The 18,931-nt window shown below is 70.9% G+C and carries 25 protein-coding genes; 22 read left to right on the forward strand and 3 right to left on the reverse strand.

Going from position 1 to position 18,931, the window contains the following annotated elements; all coding sequences use genetic code 11:
* Positions 1-30: 30 nt before the first annotated feature.
* Complete coding sequence (locus tag F603_RS0124495; protein ID WP_019548581.1) at positions 31-330, reverse strand: hypothetical protein; 300 nt, start codon at positions 328-330, stop codon at positions 31-33.
* Positions 331-550: 220 nt separating this feature from the next.
* On the opposite strand from F603_RS0124495, the gene F603_RS0124500 reads away from it, so the two are divergent.
* The 9 genes from F603_RS0124500 (at position 551) to F603_RS0124540 (ending at position 6,071) form a co-directional block, all read left to right on the forward strand.
* Positions 551-955, forward strand: coding sequence for a hypothetical protein (locus F603_RS0124500; protein ID WP_019548582.1), 405 nt, complete (start codon positions 551-553; stop codon positions 953-955).
* Entirely contained in the window at positions 955-1,098 is a 144-nt protein-coding gene (locus F603_RS35215) for a hypothetical protein (protein ID WP_019548583.1), read from the forward strand. The genes F603_RS0124500 and F603_RS35215 overlap by 1 nt, the downstream gene beginning before the upstream one ends.
* Positions 1,095-1,241 carry a hypothetical protein gene (locus tag F603_RS35220; protein ID WP_019548584.1) on the forward strand — a complete coding sequence of 49 codons (147 nt, stop codon included), beginning with the start codon at positions 1,095-1,097 and terminating at the stop codon, positions 1,239-1,241. Before F603_RS35215 ends, F603_RS35220 begins: the two co-directional genes overlap by 4 nt.
* Before the next feature lie 154 nt (positions 1,242-1,395).
* The gene (locus F603_RS33605; protein ID WP_051096351.1) at positions 1,396-2,544 is read left to right on the forward strand and encodes a hypothetical protein; all 1,149 of its coding nucleotides are present in this window, start codon (positions 1,396-1,398) and stop codon (positions 2,542-2,544) included.
* A complete protein-coding gene (locus tag F603_RS32825; RefSeq protein WP_019548585.1) occupies positions 2,541-3,203 on the forward strand; it encodes a nuclease-related domain-containing protein in 663 nt (220 codons plus the stop codon). The genes F603_RS33605 and F603_RS32825 overlap by 4 nt, the downstream gene beginning before the upstream one ends.
* 3 nt (positions 3,204-3,206) lie before the next feature.
* Entirely contained in the window at positions 3,207-4,055 is an 849-nt protein-coding gene (locus F603_RS0124525) for a hypothetical protein (protein WP_019548586.1), read from the forward strand.
* 31 nt (positions 4,056-4,086) lie between these two features.
* Positions 4,087-4,494 (forward strand): hypothetical protein, encoded by a 408-nt coding sequence (locus F603_RS0124530; RefSeq protein WP_019548587.1) that lies wholly within the window; start codon positions 4,087-4,089, stop codon positions 4,492-4,494.
* Positions 4,494-5,810 (forward strand): hypothetical protein, encoded by a 1,317-nt coding sequence (locus F603_RS0124535; RefSeq protein ID WP_019548588.1) that lies wholly within the window; start codon positions 4,494-4,496, stop codon positions 5,808-5,810. The genes F603_RS0124530 and F603_RS0124535 overlap by 1 nt, the downstream gene beginning before the upstream one ends.
* 21 nt (positions 5,811-5,831) lie before the next feature.
* On the forward strand, positions 5,832-6,071 hold the full coding sequence (locus tag F603_RS0124540; protein ID WP_037956944.1) for a hypothetical protein: 240 nt from the start codon (positions 5,832-5,834) through the stop codon (positions 6,069-6,071).
* A gap of 295 nt (positions 6,072-6,366) precedes the next feature.
* On the opposite strand, the gene F603_RS0124545 is transcribed toward F603_RS0124540, so the two are convergent.
* Complete coding sequence (locus F603_RS0124545; RefSeq protein WP_019548590.1) at positions 6,367-6,639, reverse strand: hypothetical protein; 273 nt, start codon at positions 6,637-6,639, stop codon at positions 6,367-6,369.
* Between the two features lie 157 nt (positions 6,640-6,796).
* Between F603_RS0124545 and F603_RS33610 the strand changes: the two genes are divergently transcribed.
* The 8 genes from F603_RS33610 (at position 6,797) to F603_RS34810 (ending at position 12,375) form a co-directional block, all read left to right on the forward strand.
* Positions 6,797-8,005, forward strand: coding sequence for a hypothetical protein (locus F603_RS33610; RefSeq protein ID WP_019548591.1), 1,209 nt, complete (start codon positions 6,797-6,799; stop codon positions 8,003-8,005).
* 38 nt (positions 8,006-8,043) lie between these two features.
* Positions 8,044-8,547 (forward strand): hypothetical protein, encoded by a 504-nt coding sequence (locus F603_RS0124555; RefSeq protein ID WP_019548592.1) that lies wholly within the window; start codon positions 8,044-8,046, stop codon positions 8,545-8,547.
* Between the two features lie 228 nt (positions 8,548-8,775).
* Positions 8,776-9,129, forward strand: a complete 354-nt coding sequence (locus F603_RS0124560; protein WP_019548593.1) for a hypothetical protein — start codon at positions 8,776-8,778, stop codon at positions 9,127-9,129.
* Positions 9,130-9,156: 27 nt separating this feature from the next.
* Positions 9,157-9,816 carry a hypothetical protein gene (locus F603_RS0124565; protein ID WP_019548594.1) on the forward strand — a complete coding sequence of 220 codons (660 nt, stop codon included), beginning with the start codon at positions 9,157-9,159 and terminating at the stop codon, positions 9,814-9,816.
* A gap of 26 nt (positions 9,817-9,842) precedes the next feature.
* Positions 9,843-10,493: a hypothetical protein gene (locus tag F603_RS0124570; RefSeq protein ID WP_019548595.1), complete on the forward strand. Its 651-nt coding sequence runs from the start codon at positions 9,843-9,845 to the stop codon at positions 10,491-10,493.
* A 131-nt stretch (positions 10,494-10,624) separates the two neighbouring features.
* Positions 10,625-11,620: a DUF6884 domain-containing protein gene (locus F603_RS33615; RefSeq protein WP_019548596.1), complete on the forward strand. Its 996-nt coding sequence runs from the start codon at positions 10,625-10,627 to the stop codon at positions 11,618-11,620.
* Between the two features lie 15 nt (positions 11,621-11,635).
* Positions 11,636-11,869 (forward strand): hypothetical protein, encoded by a 234-nt coding sequence (locus F603_RS0124580; protein WP_019548597.1) that lies wholly within the window; start codon positions 11,636-11,638, stop codon positions 11,867-11,869.
* Between the two features lie 65 nt (positions 11,870-11,934).
* Positions 11,935-12,375, forward strand: coding sequence for a hypothetical protein (locus F603_RS34810; RefSeq protein ID WP_019548598.1), 441 nt, complete (start codon positions 11,935-11,937; stop codon positions 12,373-12,375).
* 64 nt (positions 12,376-12,439) lie between these two features.
* Here the strand turns inward: F603_RS34810 and F603_RS0124590 are convergent, their stop codons facing one another.
* On the reverse strand, positions 12,440-12,721 hold the full coding sequence (locus F603_RS0124590; RefSeq protein WP_019548599.1) for a hypothetical protein: 282 nt from the start codon (positions 12,719-12,721) through the stop codon (positions 12,440-12,442).
* A gap of 321 nt (positions 12,722-13,042) precedes the next feature.
* Here F603_RS0124590 and F603_RS36080 point away from each other — a divergent pair, with 321 nt between their 5' ends.
* The 5 genes from F603_RS36080 to F603_RS0124620 all read left to right on the forward strand — a co-directional run bounded on the left by F603_RS36080 (position 13,043) and on the right by F603_RS0124620 (position 18,863).
* Positions 13,043-15,736, forward strand: a complete 2,694-nt coding sequence (locus F603_RS36080; protein ID WP_019548600.1) for a ParB/RepB/Spo0J family partition protein — start codon at positions 13,043-13,045, stop codon at positions 15,734-15,736.
* Between the two features lie 73 nt (positions 15,737-15,809).
* Positions 15,810-16,637, forward strand: a complete 828-nt coding sequence (locus F603_RS0124605) for a class I SAM-dependent methyltransferase (RefSeq protein WP_019548601.1) — start codon at positions 15,810-15,812, stop codon at positions 16,635-16,637.
* A 108-nt stretch (positions 16,638-16,745) separates the two neighbouring features.
* A complete protein-coding gene (locus tag F603_RS0124610; RefSeq protein ID WP_019548602.1) occupies positions 16,746-17,213 on the forward strand; it encodes a hypothetical protein in 468 nt (155 codons plus the stop codon).
* A gap of 90 nt (positions 17,214-17,303) precedes the next feature.
* A complete protein-coding gene (locus F603_RS0124615) occupies positions 17,304-17,696 on the forward strand; it encodes a hypothetical protein (protein WP_019548603.1) in 393 nt (130 codons plus the stop codon).
* Positions 17,697-17,786: 90 nt separating this feature from the next.
* Positions 17,787-18,863 (forward strand): hypothetical protein, encoded by a 1,077-nt coding sequence (locus F603_RS0124620; RefSeq protein WP_019548604.1) that lies wholly within the window; start codon positions 17,787-17,789, stop codon positions 18,861-18,863.
* The last annotated feature ends 68 nt before the right edge of the window (positions 18,864-18,931 follow it).

Raw genomic sequence — 18,931 nt, forward strand, 5'->3', positions numbered from 1 at the left:
GCGGTGGTAAACACCTGATGAACGCGCAGATCAGCCCCCGGCGCCGGTCCCATCTGGTGACTTGCTGGCCCCCCGCTCCAAGTCGGTCCGTTGTCCGGGGTTCAGCTCCCGGCTCCGGAAGTACCGCTCCACCGCGCTCCACATCCACAGCCGCAGTCGCCCCCGCTCGTAGACGACCGGGGGGAAGGCGGGTGTACGCGCGAGCTGGCGGATGCGGGCGGGGGTCAATCGCGGTAGCCCGGCCGCCTCCAGATGGTCGGGCATCTCGGGAATCGACACGAGCACAGGCTGCTCGTCCACGCGCGGCTCCACGTCGGGGGAGTCGGACATACCGCCATCCTCTCACGAACCTGTTTGCGCGAGTTGCGAAAACAGGTAGACTGATCCATAACAGCACAAAACCCCGGCTTCGCGGTCGCACGTGAGAGCCGGGGCGCTGAACAAAGCGGCGGTGCCCGGTGGTCGCACACCGGACACCGCCTCATACCCCGGCCCGTGGTCGCACACGGAATCCGGGCGCCAGACACCTGCCACTAACAGGAGCTGACGTATGGGCCACTCTACTGATCTGAAACCGGCCGAGCGTGCCTCGGCCGACAGCCCCGACTTCGTCGAGACCGTCGCAAGGGTCCTCGTGAACGTCGCGGAGCACTTCACCACCACGCGGCCGACCGAACCCCTCGACCAGAACGCGCTGCTGGTCAGCATCGGCGCGGAATCGTACAAGGTCTGCGGCCGGAGCATCGGCAGCCAGGCCGCGCACATCTCCCGCGCCACGCTGTCCGTCGCCCCCGCCGTCGAGCAGGCCATCACCCGAGGCGAGTACGCCCTGCGACTGCGGAAGACCGTCGGCCTCCCGCCGGAGATCGCTCAGGCCAGCGACGACAACGAGCGGGTCATCCCGCGCATCCCCGGGCCGCGCCGCGAGCCGCAGCCGGAAGGGGGGCGTTCCTGATGTCCGACGCCCCGAAGTGCTGCGGCCGGAAGATGAAGCGCGAGGGCAGCAAGTTCGTGTGCCGCCGCTGCCACGGCTGGCTCGACCCCGGCATCACTCGCATCGTCGCCGTACTGGCGCCGGCGGGGCGGTGGTCCGCATGAGCCCCCTGCGCCGCAGCATGCCGATCCGCGAACCCGAAACGCCGGACGACAGCCCGTACCGCACGGACTACGACCCCGAGCGCGGCGGCTGGTACCCGCCGGAGAAGACCCCCCAGCCGCCCACATCCGAGGACGCGCAGTAGCGCCTCGGAGCGGCCGGCACGGGACCGAAGGGCCGGGGCGGTAGACCCCGCGCCGCCCGCCTCGGCCCTTCCGCCGGATGTGCCCCCTCTCCCGATCCCGGGAGCAGCACGTCCGGCATCCCTCGCCCGAACGCCCCCAGAGGAAGGCACCACGATGCCCGACGAGACTCCTGACGCCCCGCAGTACCGAGAGCCCGGTGTGAAGTACCGCCGCGTCAAGAAGCAGCGGCAGGTCGTGACCGTCATCGACGGCTGCGAGTCCACGCACACCGAGGACTACTACGTCCAGGAGCCCGTCCCGCCGAAGGACTGGGACACCGTCATCCTGCGCGGCATCATCGGCCTCGCCGCCTTCCTCACGATCGCCGCGTTCATCGGGACATCGGCCAGTGTCGGCGGACTCCTCTCGGAGCTGCTGCACCCCTTCGTCGCCTATCTGATCGGCCTCGTCTTCACCGCGAGCTGGCTGGGCTGCCTCGGCCTTGAGTGGCTGGACGGCCGGATCGACCCGGACCGCGCCCAGCCCGCCCGTATCGCCGGATGGGTCGCCCTCGTCATCGGGATGGGTGCCGTGTTCGTCTACGGCTACAGCAACGACCTCCCGTGGGTCGGCGCCGTCGGCGCCTGCATCGACCTGCTGTCCAAGGGCTTCTGGGCGCTGCTCGTGCGCCGTACGCAGGTCCACCTGTCGAAGGGCGTCACGAACTGGGTCGTCACCCAGGAGCAGGAGGCAGCCGGCCGCGCTCTCGTCGGCGAGCGGCTGCGCCGCCTCTACCGCGGCGAGGCGTACCGGCGCGCGGTCGGAGGCCGGGAGCACCAGGCAGCGCAGGCCCTCATGACCGCCGCGCCCACCACCGACGCCTTGGCCGCCCCGATGTCCGGGCAGCGTCCGGACGCGTCCGCCCCGGCGTCCGGACCGGCCCCGGCCGAGCCCGCCCCGGAGCCTGCTCGACCCGTCCAGACCGCCCCGTCCGGACAGCCGTCCGTGACCGTGTCCGCACAGGCCAGTGCCCCGCCCGCGCCCCCCGCCCCGCCCACGTCCGGACTGGACGTGGACAAAGGCGCGGACACGTCCGGAAGCGGCCAGAACAACAACGTCGACGACGACGTCGCCGTGCGCGACATCGCCGTCCCCTCGATCGCCGCCATGGCCCGCGACGCCCTCGACCAGGACCCGGCCATGGACAAGGACGACCCCGCATTCCTCGCCCGCGTACAGAAGATCCACCCCAAGGCGGCGGCCGACACCGTCCGCCGCACCGTCCACCGCGAAATCCAACGGCGGAAGAAGACCGCGTCATGAGCATCGGAACGATCCTGCTGGCCGCCGTACTCGTCTGGCTCGTCTGGGGCCGGGGCCTGCGCCCCGGCCGCGCCGGACGGTCGGCGGCGGCCCGCGCCCGCCAGCTCCGCACGCCGCTCGTACGGCTCGCCGAGCTGGCCGGCGTATCGACCGTGCGCGGCCGTCAGGCCGCCCAGTTCGCCGCCGGCGCCGAGGGGGAGCGACGCACCGGCCGCCTACTGGCCGTCCTGCGCCCGCTCGGCTGGACCGTCCTCCACGACCTCGCGCTGCCCACCGGCCGCGCGAACGTCGATCACCTCGTGGTCTCACCCCGGGGCGTGGCCATCGTCGTCGACTCCAAGAGGTGGAACGCCCGCTACCGCGTCCGGGCAGTCGGCGGCCGGCTTCTCCACGGCGACGTCGACGTCACCGACCGGCTGCGCGGCCTCCGCCACGAGACCGCGACCGTCGCCCGCGTCCTCGATGCCCCCGTGATCTCCACCGTCGTCATGCACGGCGCCCCCGTCGACGGCGGCGCCCTGATCTTCGACGGCATCCGCATCGTGCCAGCCGACAGCGCCGTGCCCGTGCTGCGCGGCATCGCCCGACGCCACCGCGGCCACGGCCGCGACCTCGGCCGCCGCGCCGCCCGCGCACTCAAGCCGTACGGAAGGAACTGACCGATGGACCTGCGGCCCCGCTCCCTCCTCGGCCGCCTCGGCGACCTCGCCGACCGCATCGACCCCGACCACAAGCCCAAGGACGATGACGGACAGACGGACACGGCCCCGGACATGGCGGACACGGATGCCCCGGCCAGCGCGGACACCGTCCCGGACCGCCGTCCGGGCGCCTCGCGGCTCCCGGACTGGTGGGCGGAGAAGAAGCCGCTCAGCCTGGACGAGCCGGACCCCGCGACGCCCCGCGCGTTCCCCGCGGCCAAGGAAGACGGCGAGGGAGAGGCCGCATCCAAGGAGGACTGCGAGCACCCCAACCCACACGCGGTCCACGCCCAGCTGACGGGCGAACTCGTCGCCTACTGGTGCGCCGAGTGCGAGACGCAGCTCGAAGTCCCCGACTCCGAAGACGGCGAGGACGAGGAAACCGAAGACGGCGACCACGTGCCGTCGAAGTTCCGCAAGCACTGGCGCCGCAAGGGCCCCGGCTCCCGGATCTACCGGCGCCCCGCCTACCTCGACAGCAGGCCGGCCCCGAAGCAGTCCCTCATCCAGTGGTGGGTCGGCATGGACGCCCCGACGCGCTGGCTGCTCTACAACGGGACCGCGCTGGGCATCGGCTTCTACTTCGGCGTCCCGCAGTTCTTCACGGCCGAGACCGCCTACCTGGTGCACACCTACGGCTCGTGGACCGACTGGCACGTCTGCCTCTGGTACGGCGTCGCCGTCGCGATCTGGGCGCTCGACGCGCGCACCCGGAGCTGGTTTCCGCCGTTCGCCCTCGCCGGGCGCATCCCCCTGATCTCCATGGTCGTCGGCAGCCTCCTGTACGGCTCGACCGACCTAGTGCTGTAGCCCGCCCCGCCACCTCCCACAAGGACCCCGCATGAACAGCCTGCTCGGCACGCTCGGTCCCTTCGGACTCGCCTCCGTTCTCACCGTCGTCCTCATCGTCGGCACCAGCGGCGGCGGAAAGATCAAATCTCTGAGCTGGGGATCGGCGCTGATCCTCTCCGTCCTCGCCGGCGCGTCCTACGCGGCGACCGGCTGGCCCTTCTCTCTGGTGAAGGGAGTCGTCAACGACCTGCTAGCCCTGGCCGACGGCGTGTTCCCCGGACTGACGCTCTCCGCGATCGGCCTGTGCATGCTGGCGATCATCGCGTGGAAGAAGCTCAGCCTGCGCGGCGTGGTCATGATGGGCATCCCGTTCTTCTACATCGCCGCGAGCGCGGACGGTGGCCTTGGCGTTCTCGCCAACAAGATCGCTCTGGTCTCCCAGCAGTTGGCGGCGTGATGAGCCACGCCGCCCACCTGTACCCGGTCCCCGACCCCGAGCCCGAGCCCGACGACGAGACGGCGGGGGAGCGGGCCATGCCCGCGCCTGTGGCCGTGCCGGTGCCGCCGTTGCCCACCGAGCCCGAGCCCGAGCCCGAGCTGGACGACGACGCCGGCAACGACCAGGACGACGTCGACGAGCCCGAGCATCGGCGCCGCGCGCTGTCCCTGCCTGACCTCAGCCCGTACTACGACGTGCGTCCGCTCAAGGAGTTGGGGCCGCTCGCCGTTGCCGCCGGTCGCCGAGGCGGCCCCCCGCTGCTGCGCTGCCTCGCCAGGGTGGGGCACGGCGCCATCATTGGCGTGCTGTGCCTGCTGCGCGGCGTGCGGCTGCTCCTCGTCCTCCTCTACGCCTGGATGACGGGAGCCATCGGCAAGGGCGGCAGCTTCCCCGCACGCCTCGGCATCACGGCCGGCCTCGGCTACGTCCTGGCCACCGCGCCCGCCCAGCACCCCGCGGCCCCGTACGCCATGGCCGTCGCGTTCCTGCTGCTCCTCGTCGCCGCCGGAACCGGCCGAATCCCGGAGCCCGGCAGCAAGAAGAAGAGCAAGAAGGGGGGAGAGAAGGACCGGAAGTCGACGGGGGAGAAGGGCCAGAATGCCGGGAAGTCGGGGGAGAAAACCAAGAAGAACGACACCCCCGAAGAGGCCAACGCTCAGGAGAAGAAGGTCGAGAAGGAGAAGCCGAAGGACGCTCCCCGCAGTGGACCCCTCGCTCGCCTCCAGCGCCTCGGGAAAGAGCGCGAGAAGGCCCCCGCGGTCGACCTCACCAAGACCCCGGCCGGCTCCCCGGCCAAGCCCGCCGTAGCCCCCGCCGAGGAGTCCCCCGAGCCGGCCGATCAAGCACCCGCCGACCCCTCCCGGGACGACGTGATCCGCGCTCTCCACCAGCTCGTCGGAGAAGGTCGGGGGGTGCTCCTCACCACCCTCCGACAGCACCTCTCCCTGCCCGACACACGGGCCGTCCGGAGGGTGCTCGGTGAGTGCTCCATCACCATCCGTACGGGGGTGCGGGCAGAGGCCGGGAACGGGCCGGGCGTGCACCGCGACGACGTGCCGCCGCTGCCCTCTCCCCAGGGCTCCCCCCAGGGGCCCGGTGTTGTCGCAGGTCAGACTGCCAACGCCAACGCCAACAACGCTGCCAACGCCCCAGAAGAGGGGATGCGTGCAGACAGCAACGAGTGGACGGCCGAGGAGATCGCGAAGGGCTACCGGACGGTGCGGCACCCCGAGCGGGGTCCGTCCGCGTGGAAAATCGAGCATCATAGGGGGTGATCTGAAATGGAGGGGGTTGCGATGTACCGCTACCGCTGCGTGCAGTGCCGCACCACTTCACCACCGGTGCTTACTCGCAGCGCGCTCGCGCAGGAGCGGCAGAGCCACCGCGTCCTCAAGCACGGCGGCCACGTCCCTGACGGTGAGCAGGTCGTCGAGCCCGGTCGATTCAGCTTCTTCGACCTGCCGCGCGAGCAGCAGGTATTCGGCACGCTACTGGTCGCGGCCATCGTGATCGGAATTTTGGTTCGCGCCTTGTAGGCCGGGAGACCCCGTCTCCCGCTCGGTCGACGAAAAGGGTCGCGCACCGAATCGGTGCGCGACCCTTTCAGCTTCTCGTGGCAAATGCGACGCCCAGTTGTACGGGTGGTTGAGTTACCCGTAGGGGAAATGCTTTCAGGGCCCGGGGTGCTTGCGGGGACGAGGGCTTACCTGCCGCCCGGAACGCAGAGGGGCCGCGCACCGAATCGGCGCGCGGCCCCTCTGCGTTCTCCCTCGCTGTCGGTGTGCGCGGCAGGCGAGGGATGATGCGTAGCCCCGGCGGGGCGTTCGAGGCTCAGTCCTTGATGGACTTCACGGTCGGCTTCCGCTTCGGGGCGACGCCGTACTCGCGGGCGATGTCGCGCACGGTCTCCTCGGTGTAGGGCAGGTGCGCGGCCATCTTGCCCTGCGAGAGGCCGGACGCCCGCAGCTCCTCGGCGATCACCTTCCTGTAGGCGTGCCGCTTCCGCTCGTACGCGTCCCAGGCGTCGTTCATCTCCTGCTCGGCCTGCTTGAGGTCGTCGCTCGGCTCGTAGGCCGGCTTGGGGTCTTTCGGGTGCGCGGTCATGCCGCGAGTATTCCACAAGGCTTCTTTGGCAAACGCGCTGGTCGTGCCGTGACGTGCGATTTTCCCGAAAATATCCGCGCCCAAATGGGTTTTCCCAAGTTCGCTTGGGTATGATGGTGATTGAACCACCCACCATCACAAGCCGAGAGCGGGCGCCATGACCGAGACCACCGCACAGTCCTACGCCGAGAAGCTGGCCGCGGCCTCCCCGCCGGCCGCCGCAGCCTTCGCGGTCGGCACCGCAGCCGAGCCCGGCGAGCGGCACGCCGAGATCGCCGACCTCGCGCAACGAGCCGAAGCCCAACTCGTTCACGCCCCGGAGGAGTTCCGGCCGCACTACGCGCTCCTGGCCAACACCACCCTGTGCGGCCTGGGCATCGACCGCTGGCTGACCTCCGAGCAGGCCGCCCGAGTCTCCGTACTCTGCAAGGCGTGCGAGACGGCCGCCCAGGACATCGCCGCATCCCGCGAGGCACAAGCGGCCAAGGACAAGGCCCCGGTCACGGACCCGCAGGTGCACCGGTTCGACAGCACCGGAGACGCCTACGGCGAGACCCAGTGGAACGGCGAGATCCGCGACGGCGACGTGCTCGTGATCGAGTCGGAGGGCGTCGTGGGCATCCTCCGCCGCGCCTGGCCCGCCGCGCTCACCGAGCAGCACGGCGAGCTGCACACGCTGACCGCACCGGCCGCCGAGATCGACGACGCCAAGTACGCCGCCAGCGTGGCCACCGCCGCCGAGGCCGCTCGCCAGCTCGGCCTGGCGCTGGAACTGATGCACACGCCGGCGGAGGCCGCGACCGGAGACCGCGTCACTCTCCCCGACGGCTCCGCGAAGACTGTGACCGGCACCATGCGCAACGGCGGGAAGCTCTGGCTCCTCGTTGGAGACGGCGCCGCCCACCGAGCCGACCGCTGCGAGCGCGTCGACACCTCGCGCGTCGACGAGGCCAGCGCGACCGCCCGAAGCGCCGCCCTCGTCCTGCGCGACGCCCAGGTGGCCGGCGAGGACGCCGCCGCGGCGGCCGTCCGCGAACTGGGCGAGGCTCTGCGATACCTCGCGCAGGCGGCCCCCGAAGAACTGGCCGCGATGGCAGCCGAGTCCACGCGCCGCCTAGTCGTCGAGGTGCCGCGTCTGGCCGTGGTCCCCGGCGACGTCCTCCGCGCCTTCGGGGTGCGGCTCGACGTCTTGGACGTCGGAGTCTCGACCGCTACGGAACCGCAGTGGTGGGCGCGGGTCCACGGCGTCGACGAGTCCGACCGCCGCGCGACCTACCGCGCGCCGTGGAACGTCGGCATGGGCGCCGGATACGCCGCGTGGGACCTGGTGACCGTCGAGCGCATCGCGCCCGCCTACCCCTTCTGAACAGCACCGATCCGACACGAGATTTGAGGAGCAGCAGCATGTACGACGTCACGATCAAGGCTCAGGGCATCGAGGACCGCGGCTACCACTGCAAGGACGGTGCCGAGCTGCGGACGCTCGTCTACGGGGTGTTCCGCGTCCAGGGCGAGCCGGTGAAGAACGACAGTGAGCTGATCGCGGAGATCGGCGGTGCCCGCTCCGCCGCCGACCTCGGCGGCGTCGGGTCGGTCGGCGCGGGCGACTGCACGGTCGCCGTCGCGGAGGTCGAGGACTGGACGGAGTTCTCGTGCGACGGCCACGAGTCGCTGTACGTCGGGCTCGGCGAGACTGTGCGGTGCGACGGGACGTGCGGGCCCCGGCGACGCTTCGACCGGGCTGCGCTGGTGGATCTGTCGGTCGCGCTCGATGACGCCGAGCTGGATGCCACGGGTGGCTGCGGCGGGTGCGGTCTGGAGGCCGGCCAGATGTGCGCAGCGTGCCGGAAGTGCAACTGCGAGCGGCACGACGTGTGCGTGAGGCCGTCGGCCGACGCCGCCGAGTAGGCCGCGCGGACAGGTAGCCGGGCACGTCCGGACGCCCCGTCTTCCCAGGGGGGAGGGCGGGGCGTTCTGCGTTCCCGGACGGTGTCCAGCCGTGCCCGGACACGGCTTCCTTTGCCGACCTTTTGCCAACCAAGGTTTCCCAAAAAGGTTTTCCCAAGGGTCCTTGGGTATGATGGTGAATGTCACACCACCTCACAAAGCACAGCAAGACAGGCGAAAGGGCACGGCATGAGCGCTACGGACACCACCACCCACCCCGCCCGGTGCCTCAAGTGCCGCCGCCCCCTCCGCCAGCCCAGCCCCGACGGCTACGGCCCGAAGTGCAGGCGCAAGGTCCGCCGCACCGCCCGCACCAACCCGGCCGGCTTCCACGGCTGGCAGGTCAACAAGGCGGTCGAGCTGCTGGAACTGGGCGCGATCGTCCCGCTCCGCAAGACCAGCAAGAACCGCGTGTTCCTCGTCGTCAGCGACGACGGCAGCGAGATCTACCGCACCGCCGCGACCGGCCAGTGCAACTGCCCGGCCGGCCTGCGCGGCGCCCGCTGCTACCACGCCGCAGCCGCCTACGCCGCAGCCGCCTGACCCGACATCCCCCTGGAGGACAGCAGCATGAACGCCCACGCGAAAGCAGCCACCCGCGCCCGCCTCCTCGGCAAGCTGATCCGAGGCCGCGCCACCGGACACCCCCGGCGCCGCGCGCTCCTCACCGCCGCCCGGCACCTGCACGACACCTCGGGCGCCCTCCTCGACCACGCCGACACCGACGGCCTCCCCGACGACGCCGACACCTCCATCTGGGCCGCGCACCGCGCGCTCATTAACCGTGCCACCGGTCTGGCGCCCGCCCTTCTCCAGTACGTCACCGCGCCGGTCACCGGCCACGCGCCCACCCTGCCCGAGCTGGACCTGATCCACCCGACGTTCCGCTACCGGGCACGCGACCTCCGAGCCCGCCACCTGTACGTGATCGAGATGGGTCACCTCGACAGCCACGACGAAGACGTGGCCCTCGCCGCGTACAGCGCCCTCGCTGACCTGCACCGCGAATGGGACCAGCTCACCGACGACGCCCGCGACGAGCTGCGCGTCGACCGCACCCGGCCCGTCGTCTACCGCACCGCAGACGGCCGCCGCTCCGCCGAGCACCTGCGCGGCCACCTGACGGTCCTCGACGGCACGAGCGTCATCGCCTCACTCGACGTCCCCGACCACACCGCCCCCGGCGAGGTCTGGCAGCTCATCAACCAGGCCGCCCCCGCAGCCGCCTGACCACCCCGACCAACGAGAGGACCCGCGTGTTCTACGAGACCGTCACCCACCCCGGCGGCACCACCGAGGGCAACGCGAACGAGGGGCACGCCCTGTGGCTCCTCCGCCGGGCCGTGCGCCGCAGGTTCGACATCGACCTGACCACCGACGGCGGGATGCTCATCTCCTGGACCGCGCACCGGCAGGTCGGCGAGAGCGTCACCAGCTACCCGCGCTCGATCCGGCTCCGGCCGCACCTGCCCGTCGCGAAGGCCCTGACCGACGCAACGTGCTACGACCTGCTGCTCATCGACTCCGCACGCGACGCCCGGTACAGCTCGGTCCAGCGGGTCGTGACCGGCGGGGCCTGGCGCATCCCCCCGGCGGCGACCGCCCGCCTCCGGGCGCGCGGCCTGGTCGTCGTCGACGACGACCACCAGGTGCGGCAGAGCCTCACCGCGCGGATCGGGCTGTTCGCCCGCAGCCACCGCACCCGCACCACCGATCCTGAGGGCCACTACTACCCGCCAGGAGAGGGCGCCAGGCGCTACTCGGCGGCGAGCGTCGCGATCTGCGAGTGCGGGTTCGCCCGCCACTGCGGTGACCGCACCGAGGCCAGGCGCCATATCGCCGGCCACCGCCACGACGTGTGCAGCGACTTCGCCCGGTCCCTCGTCGGCGCCCTCGCCACGGCCTGACCCGCCACCCGGACACGCCCCGGACACCCCTGGGACGTGTCCGGGCGCTGTGCGGACAGTCGGCCGGACACCCCGCGCCACCTGCCCGGACAGCGTCCGAACACACCCGACATCCCAAGGAAGGACCCCAGATGGTCACCGCCCCGCCCACCGCCCGCCGCGGCCACGTCTACGTGATCCCCTGCTCGGGGAAGAAGCTCGACCACGCCGCACCGGCCCGCGAGCTATACGTCGGCTCGTACTTCCTGAGCTGCTGGAGGGCCGCGGCTGTCCTCGCCGGGGACGACGGCCTGGTCCTCGTCCTCAGCGCCCGCCACGGCCTCGTGACCCTGGACGAAGTACTGGAGCCCTACGACACCCGGTTCGGCGAACGCGACGCGGTGTCGGACCGGCTGCTCACCGCGCAGGCCCGGAAGCTCGGCATCGAGCACGCCCGCGAAGTGACCGTCCTCGCGGGCGCCGCCTACGTGCAGGCCGCCCACAAGGTGTGGCCGCACGCGAAGGCGCCGCTGGCCGGGCTCGGCATCGGCAAGCAGCTCCAGCGCTTGAACGAGATGAGCGGCCAGGCCGAGATGGACGAGCTGACGGCCAAGCACGGCCCAGCCATCGAGAAGCCGAAGCCGCCCGCCGCGCAGCCCATCGAGGCGGTCGCCGAGCACGGCCCGCTGTACGACGTCCCCGACGACTACAGCCAGCGCGAGCGGACGTTCACCATCACCGTCGCGGGAACCGAGCGGCACGACGGCGAGAAGCCGTACACCTACGTGGTGAGCGAGTGCAGCACCAAGAAGGCGTGGGCGAAGGTACTCGCCTGGGTCATGGTCGACCAGGAGACCGTCGACGCGCACGTGGTCGCCGGCGAGTCCTTCGAAGGCGAGCCCGAGCCGGGGTGCGGCTACTTCTGGACCGACCTGCGCTCGGAGTTCACGCGGCGGGAAGCGCTCAACGACCTCGCCGACCAGGCCACCGAGGCGGCCGACGCGTTCCACTCGGCGACCGCGAGCATGGTCCGCGACGGCGACGTGCTCCCCGGCCAACAGACCGCCTACGACACGGCACTCGGCGACGCGGCATACGACGCCTGGCCGCTGGTGCTGGAACTGGCCGCGAACGACGGACGCGACTGAGAGAGGAACACGACGATGAGCACGCAGAAGCACAGGGTCACCAAGACCAGCGGCGAAGAGGTCTGCGAGGGCGACGAGCTGCTGGTCGACTACGACCACCACGTGACGTTCGTGGGCGTCGACTGCCCCCCGTGGGAGGACGAGGAGACCGGGGAGTCCATGCCCGGCCGCGTCCGCGTCCGCTACGCCTGGGGCTCGGTCGAGGAGGTCGACGAGGGCCGCGCTGGCGTCTTCGTCGACGAGGTCTGACCCGCAACACCCGCCCGGGGCCGACCGGCCCCGGGCTCCCCCGACACACGAAAGCGAGACCCGAGATGGGCGTAGTCCTCGAACCGACAGAGCAGATGAGCCCCTGGTACGAGGTGGAGGTGCGCCGCGAGTCGGCGTACGTGTCCGCGAAGAAGTTCATGGCGGGCTATCTGCGTGAGCACTTCCACCAGGGCGAGACGACCGACGACGAGCGGGCCGTCGTCTGGCAGCCGGTCGACGATACGACGGTGGCCGCGCCCGGGGAGCCGCCGGCGCTGGCCGCCGCTCTGGAGCAGATCGCCGGGCACAGCCGCTACCAGGCGTGGCGGTCCGGCGGGAGTCACGCGGGCGGGGCGGGCGCGGAGCTGCGCGACGGCCGCCTTCTGGTGACCGCCCCGGCCTCGCACCGGTACGGCGAGTTGGGAGCCGAGATCGTCCACATGGAGTTCGCGTACGAGGACGTCGGCCCGATCCTCGCCGACCTGTGGAGGCTCACAGCGAGCTGACCGCTGCCAGCACGACAAGGCGCCCCGCACGCTCCCGTGCGGGGCGCCTCGCTGTGCGCGGCGGCTACTCGGCCGGTGCGGCGCGGCGGGGCGCCTTGCTGCGGTTGTGGCCGCTGGCGATGTCGTAGACGCGCTGCTCGGAGACCTCCAGGTGAGGGGCGAGTTCCTTCGCGCTGTGCCGGTCCAGAAGGGTGCGGGTGGTGCGCTGACGCTCTTGGCGCAGCCAGCGTTGGAGGTCGGGCACGGCCTTGAGCGCCTGGCCGAGAGCGCGGGCCTGCTGCATGGTCGGTTCGCCGTTGGCGAGGTCGGCGAGAGCGGCGAACGGCTCGGGGAGGCTGTGATCCATAGCCGCAGCCTAGTGGGTACCCACTGCGCGAGTGGATCAAGGTCGCGCGATCGGCGTTTTCGCAGGTCAACTCACCGAAATTCCGTGAATACACAGCCCCCAAATGTGTTTTCCCAAGGCAACTTGTGGAATGATGTATGTAGATCAACAAACCACACCACACAGCCCCAAGGAGCCACCGAAGTCCTGAGCATCGACGCCACGTGGTGCGAGACGGCCGCCATCGTCGACGCGGTCATGGCGGCCCGCCGCGCACTCTGACCACCCCCGAGGCGGGGCCAACCGGCCCCGCCCACCCACCCCCAGAAGGAGACCCGCCACATGGCGGCCATCAGCATCACCCACACCCGGGCGGACGGAACGCTCATCACCGACTCCGTGAAGGGAGACGGTGTCTGGGAGATCGTCCGTAGCCACGGGTTCCGCCCGTTCCGCTCCATCGGGGCGCTCGGCATCCCACGCTCCCGCGACAAGGAAGCGGACACCTGGAGGATCAACCGCGCGAAGCAAGCACTGGAGGCGGCCGGCCACGAGGTGACCGTCGAGATCAAGGAGGAGGTGCGCCGAACCTTCGCGGAGGCCGAGGCCGACCGCGTCGAGCGCGCCGAGGACCGCGCCGAACGGTTCAGCGACCGCGCGGGCCGGGCAGCCGCCTCGGCCGACGCCCGACGTGCCAAGGCGGACCACATCTCGAAGCGGTTCGAGTTCGGCCAGCCGATCCTCGTCGGGCACCACAGCGAGCGCCGCGCCCGCCGGGACCAAGAGCGTATCCACACGAACATGCGGAAGTCGTTCGAGGAACGCGACCGCGCGGGGTACTTGGCGAACCGGGCCGAGGCGGCCGAGAACTACGAGAAGCACCGCAACGACCCCATGCGCACCCTCCGGCGCCTGGAGAGGCTTAGGGCCGACCTGCGGGCACACGAGCGTCACAACGGCGACGCGACCGAGGGCCGGCACGCGCGGGCCATCCAGGATCTCCGGGAGGAGATCACGTACTGGGAGGAGCTGATCGAGAAGGCCAAGGCCGACGGCGTGAAGGTGTGGGGGCCGGACGACTTCGCCCCCGGCGACTTCGTGCTTGCCCGACGCTCCTGGTACGAGGTGGCCCGGGTCAACCCGAAGACGCTCAGCATCGCGTGGAACTTGCGGCTGGCGCCCATGGCGGTGATGACGGCCGAGGACGCCACCTTCAACGGGCGGGTCAGCACGCACAGCGCCGACTACACCCAGGTGCAGGCCCGTTGCCCGGGTGAGGCGATGCGGGCCTTCCTCGCCGACGGGAAGGTGCCCGGCACGAAGTCGGCCCGCGAAGCCAGCGAGGCGACCCCGGCCGACGTCGTCCGCGCAGCCCAGGCGGAAGCGAAGAAGGCGAGGTCGAAGCCGAAGAAGCGGCGCACCGACCCGAAGATCCCGAAGCGGGTGAGGCTCGAGTGCAGGCTGGGCGCCACCGAGGCGACGGTGACGTTCCTGAACGGCAACAGCCAGCCGCACAAGGATCACGAGCCGGTGACGCTCACCGCCCCCGACGGCGAGAAGTACCACCAGGCGACCTGGTCGCGGAATCTCCAGAAGCAGTTGGCCGAGTTGCTGGCCGAGCGCGGCTATGGGGTGAGTGGCGAGTGGAAGAGGTGCCGGAGTGCGGGATGGGGTGAGGCCGCCGCCATCGAGCCTGTCCTGACCACCCCGGCAGTCCCGGCGACACCGAACGGCTCGGCAGAGGAAGACCAGGGCGAGCAGGGGGCGCCCGAGCCGGGCAGCGCTGTGAACTGCGAAAACTCGTCAAAATTCACCCCCGATCTAGTGGGTACCCACTGTACGGGCAAGTGGGTACCCACTAAAGTTGATCTTGTTAAACCCCCCTCCCACCCGAGAGGTAAGGCAATGGCTGCCACCACGAAGACCACCACCCGCAAGAGCGCGGCCCCCGCGAAGAAGACGGCGGAGCCCACCAAGGTCAGCAAGCGGCGCGAGGCCATCGCCGAGAACGCGGCGGCCACCGCCGAGGCCGTGAAGACGGTCCTCAAGCGGGTGCCCGTCGACCGCGTCGACGCCGACCCGAACCAGCCCCGCAAGCACTTCGACGAGGCCAAGCTAAACGAGCTGGCCGGCTCCATGGCGCGGATCGGCCAGCAGCAGCCGGTCAGCGTCCGCTACAACGCAGCCACCCGCCGGTACACGCTCATCATGGGCGAACGCCGGTGGCGCGCAGCGAAGATCGCGGGCCTCACCGAGTTGGACGCCGTCGTGCAGCACGGCATCCAGGACGGCGACCGCACCATCCGCATGAAGGCCGTCGCCGAGAACGTCGGCCGCGCGGACATGACCCCGATGGAGGAAGCCCAGGGATTCCAGGGCCTCGTCGACGACGGGTACACCCTCGAAGAGGTCGCCGAAGGCGTCGGCAAGTCCACCGCGTACGTCGGGTGGCGTCTTGATCTCCTCAAGCTCTGCCCGAACGCCCAGGAGGCCATGAGCAAGGGCCACCTGCCGCCCGCCCTCGCCTGGTACGTGTCCAAGCTGTCCACCGACAACCAGACGCGGTTCCTGGCGAAGTACATGCGCGGCGGCTTCTCCAGCACCCGCGACGCCGAGGCGTTCGTCAACGCCTGCCGCGCCGAGGAGGAGCGCCGCGCCTCCCAGGGCTCGTTCTTCGTCCTCGCGGACGAGACCACCACCCCGAAGCCGGGCGGCGAGCAGGACGCCCTCCCGGGCGCGCACGACGTCCCCGACGAGGAGCGCGAAGCCATCGCGGCCGACCGGCAGAAGCTCGTGAAGAAGGTCGACAAGCTCTCCACGGCCGGCGAGATCCTGTCCGAGATCGTCGCCATGGACGCCGACCAGCTCGCCCTGCTGCTCGCCGGAACCGGCGGCGGAGTGGGCGGCTACCGGCAGCGCATCGAGCACCTGCGGGACCTGACCACCAAGGCCATCAAGAACCTGCGCGACGCCCAGGCCGTCGCCGCTGTCCGCGCGGGCGCCATCGAGATCAACCCCGAGGCCACCGCCAACTGACCCGGTGAGGGACGCGCCCAGTGCTGGCGAGCGCGGCGCGTCCCTCCCCGTCCCCCTTCACCAGGAGGTATCCGTGCAGTTCCCGAACGACGTGCTCCGAGTCCTGACGGACGAGCGCACTGTAATCCACAACGACCGCGTGCAGGTTCCGTTCGAGATCGACCGAGCGGTCTACGAGCGGATGAACAAGGTGCTCAAGGAGATGGGCGGCCGCTGGGACGGCCGCAAGCACGTGCGCGCCCACCAGTTCCCATACCGGATCGAGGAGTTCATGCGGCAGTGCCTCGCGGCCGGTGAGTACCCCTCGAAGTACGACCAGGGGTGGTTCCCGACGCCGCCGCGGCTGGTGACCCGGCTCCTCGACCTCGCCGGGATCGGCCCCAGGGCGACGGTCCTGGAGCCGTCGGCCGGCTCCGGCGCGATCGTCAGCCAGGCCGCGCAGCGCGGCGGCGTGGTCGACGCCGTCGAGTATGACGAGCGGCGGGCCGGGCTGCTCCGCGAACAGGGCGACGCCCGCAGCGTGAAGCACGCCGACTTCCTGAGCCTCGACCCGCTCGACCTCGACGAGGGGTACGACCGGGTCGTCATGAACCCGCCCTTCGCCAACGGCATCGACCACATCCGGCACGCGATCGGGTTCATGAGCGACGACGCGGTGCTCGTCTCCGTGATGACCCAGGGCCTTATGTGGTGGTCGGACCGGAAGACGGTCGAGTTCCGGCAGATGGTCGAGGACGCCGAAGGCGAGATCGAGGAGCTGCCCGACGACTCGTTTCGCGAGTGCGGCACGAGCATCCGCACGTGCCTGGTGTACCTGCCTTCCTGGCCGGGCAGTTCGCTGCGCACCCACGAGTGGTGGGTGAAGCAGCCGCGCCAGCTCGACCTGTTCGCGGCGGCGTAGCATCACCCGTTTTCCCTCTACAACACACCACGTCCCACTGGTTGATCTAGTGGGTACCCACTAGAGCCGATCTTGGGATTCCTCCACCAGAACAGAAAGGCGGTCCCAGTGACCGAAGCGACCGAGACGAACGAGATGGTCCGCCTGGCGACCTGCACCTACCAGGAATTCGCCCCGCACATGGGCACTCCCGTCCGTTCCACGGCCGGACACCCGCGGTTCCACCTCTCCTACAAGCTGGCGGGCCACGCGCGTCTCGTGACCCCTACGCGGGACCTGCTCAAGATCAACGCGCGTGACGCGTACGAGTGGGGCTACCGCCGACTGCTCAACGAGCGCGGCATCGACGCCATCCGCGACGAGCTGGTCGCCATCGCGGGCGCCCACGACCTGGACGCCCCGCTGGTCCTGCTGTGCTTCGACCGGCTGAACAAGCTGCCCCCGGCGGACGCCTGGTGCCACCGCTCGATGCTCGCCACCTGGTGGACCGAGCAGACCGGCGACCTCGTGCCCGAGCTGGGCGCCCAGTCCGTCGCCGCACCGACCCCTCCGCCGACGCTGTTCGACCTCCGCTGAGCCAACCCAACACCGCCCCGGGGCGGACGGGCGCACGACACCCGTCCGCCCCGATCCATGCCCGCACGGGCACACCCGAAGGGACCAACCGTGATCGACACCTTGGTCAGCAACAACGACCGCGACCGCTACCCGGCCGTGGTCGACCCCGCCGAGACCAACGACGAGGGCTACGTGAAGCCCTGGTTCGACCTGGAGACCGTCCGCCGCATCGCCGAGAAGACCCAGGCGGACGCCACCGAGGTCGGCCACGGCTCCGTCGACACCGTGCACGTCGTCGACGGCGGCGAGGAGAACGGCGAGCCCCGCGTCCTGGTCGTGGTCGTCACCTGGATGGATATCGGCTCCAAGGGCGTCGACCAGGCCACGGAGATCGTCGTGCCCGACCGCGAGACCGGCCGGTACGCCATCGGCGGCTTCCCCTGGTGCTGGTACGCGCTCGACGACCACCTGAACCCGCTGATCCTCCGCGCTGAGAAGTAGCCGACGCCACCCCGGAGCGGGCGGCGGGCGGGAATCCCCGCCCGCTCCGGAGTCCACCGACAACAGACTCACGACCCAAGGAGCACCGCAATGACCATGATCGACACATGGGTGTGCGTGGATGACGAGCACATCTACCCGGCCAGCCTCGACCGCTCGAACCGCTGGAACGGCTGGGTGTCGCCCGGCTTCACCCTCGACGCCGTACGCCAGCTCGCCGCCCACACCGAAGAGGCCGCCGAGGAGTACGGCTACGACTGCGTCGACCAGATCAAGGTGCTCGACGGCGCCCCCGAGCCGGTCGTCCTGCACATCCGCTGGCAGTACCTCAGCGACGAGCCGACCACCGCCGCGAACGTCGTCAAGCCCGACGCCGACGGCCGGTACTGGATCGGCGGCTGGGAGTGGACCTGGTACGAGGTCGAGGACGGCCCGCTGTTCTACACCAAGAAGGCGGCCTACGAGGCGCGGAAGCAGGTCCTCACCGAGAGCGCGCGGCGCATGGGCGAGATCATGCGCACCCAGATGCCCGACGCGACGTCGTGCCTGATCGACCTGACCAGCCTCGGGCACATCGTGCGGGTCGAGAGTCGGGACGGCGACGACTGGCCGACGGGCACCGACGCCGACGCCGAGGACGGGTACGGCCCGTTCGACACCGAGACGCTGGGCGAGGCCGACGAGGTGCTGCGCAAGGCCCTCGACCACGGCCGCGACCCGATCAACCTGGACGTCAGCGGGTGGCGGCCGGCTCGCGACATCGGCGAGCCCGAGCTGCACCGCGTCGTGTTCGCCCCGCTCGGCCAAGAGGCGGCCGGCGACGGTCCGCTCGACGAGGCCCGCACCAAGGCGACCGAGGCCCGGCGCAAGCTGCTCACCGAGACCGTGCCGTACCTCGCCGCGGACTGCCGCGCGGCCTGCCCCGACGTGGCCGGTGTCCTCGTCGACCCGACCGCTGAACAGCCGTTCGTGATGTTCCTCGTCGACGACCCCAAGGGGGTCCCGAGCATCCCCGTCCCCAATGCCCTCGCGAAGAAGGTCCACGACCGGCTCACCGAGATGTTCGTCTACCGGCCGACCGGCGCCGACTTGACCGCCTGCGGCTGGGCGGAGGCCGCACAGCCCCACATGGACGGCGCGCACGTCATCACCTTCCCGGCCGAGTAGCAGCCGGCCTCACCGCCGGGGCGGGCCACGCGCCCGCCCCGGCTCCGACCACTTCACCCCACCCGAGC

Source organism: Streptomyces sulphureus DSM 40104 (genome assembly GCF_000381025.1).
GTDB classification, from domain to species: Bacteria; Actinomycetota; Actinomycetes; order Streptomycetales; family Streptomycetaceae; genus Streptomyces; species Streptomyces sulphureus.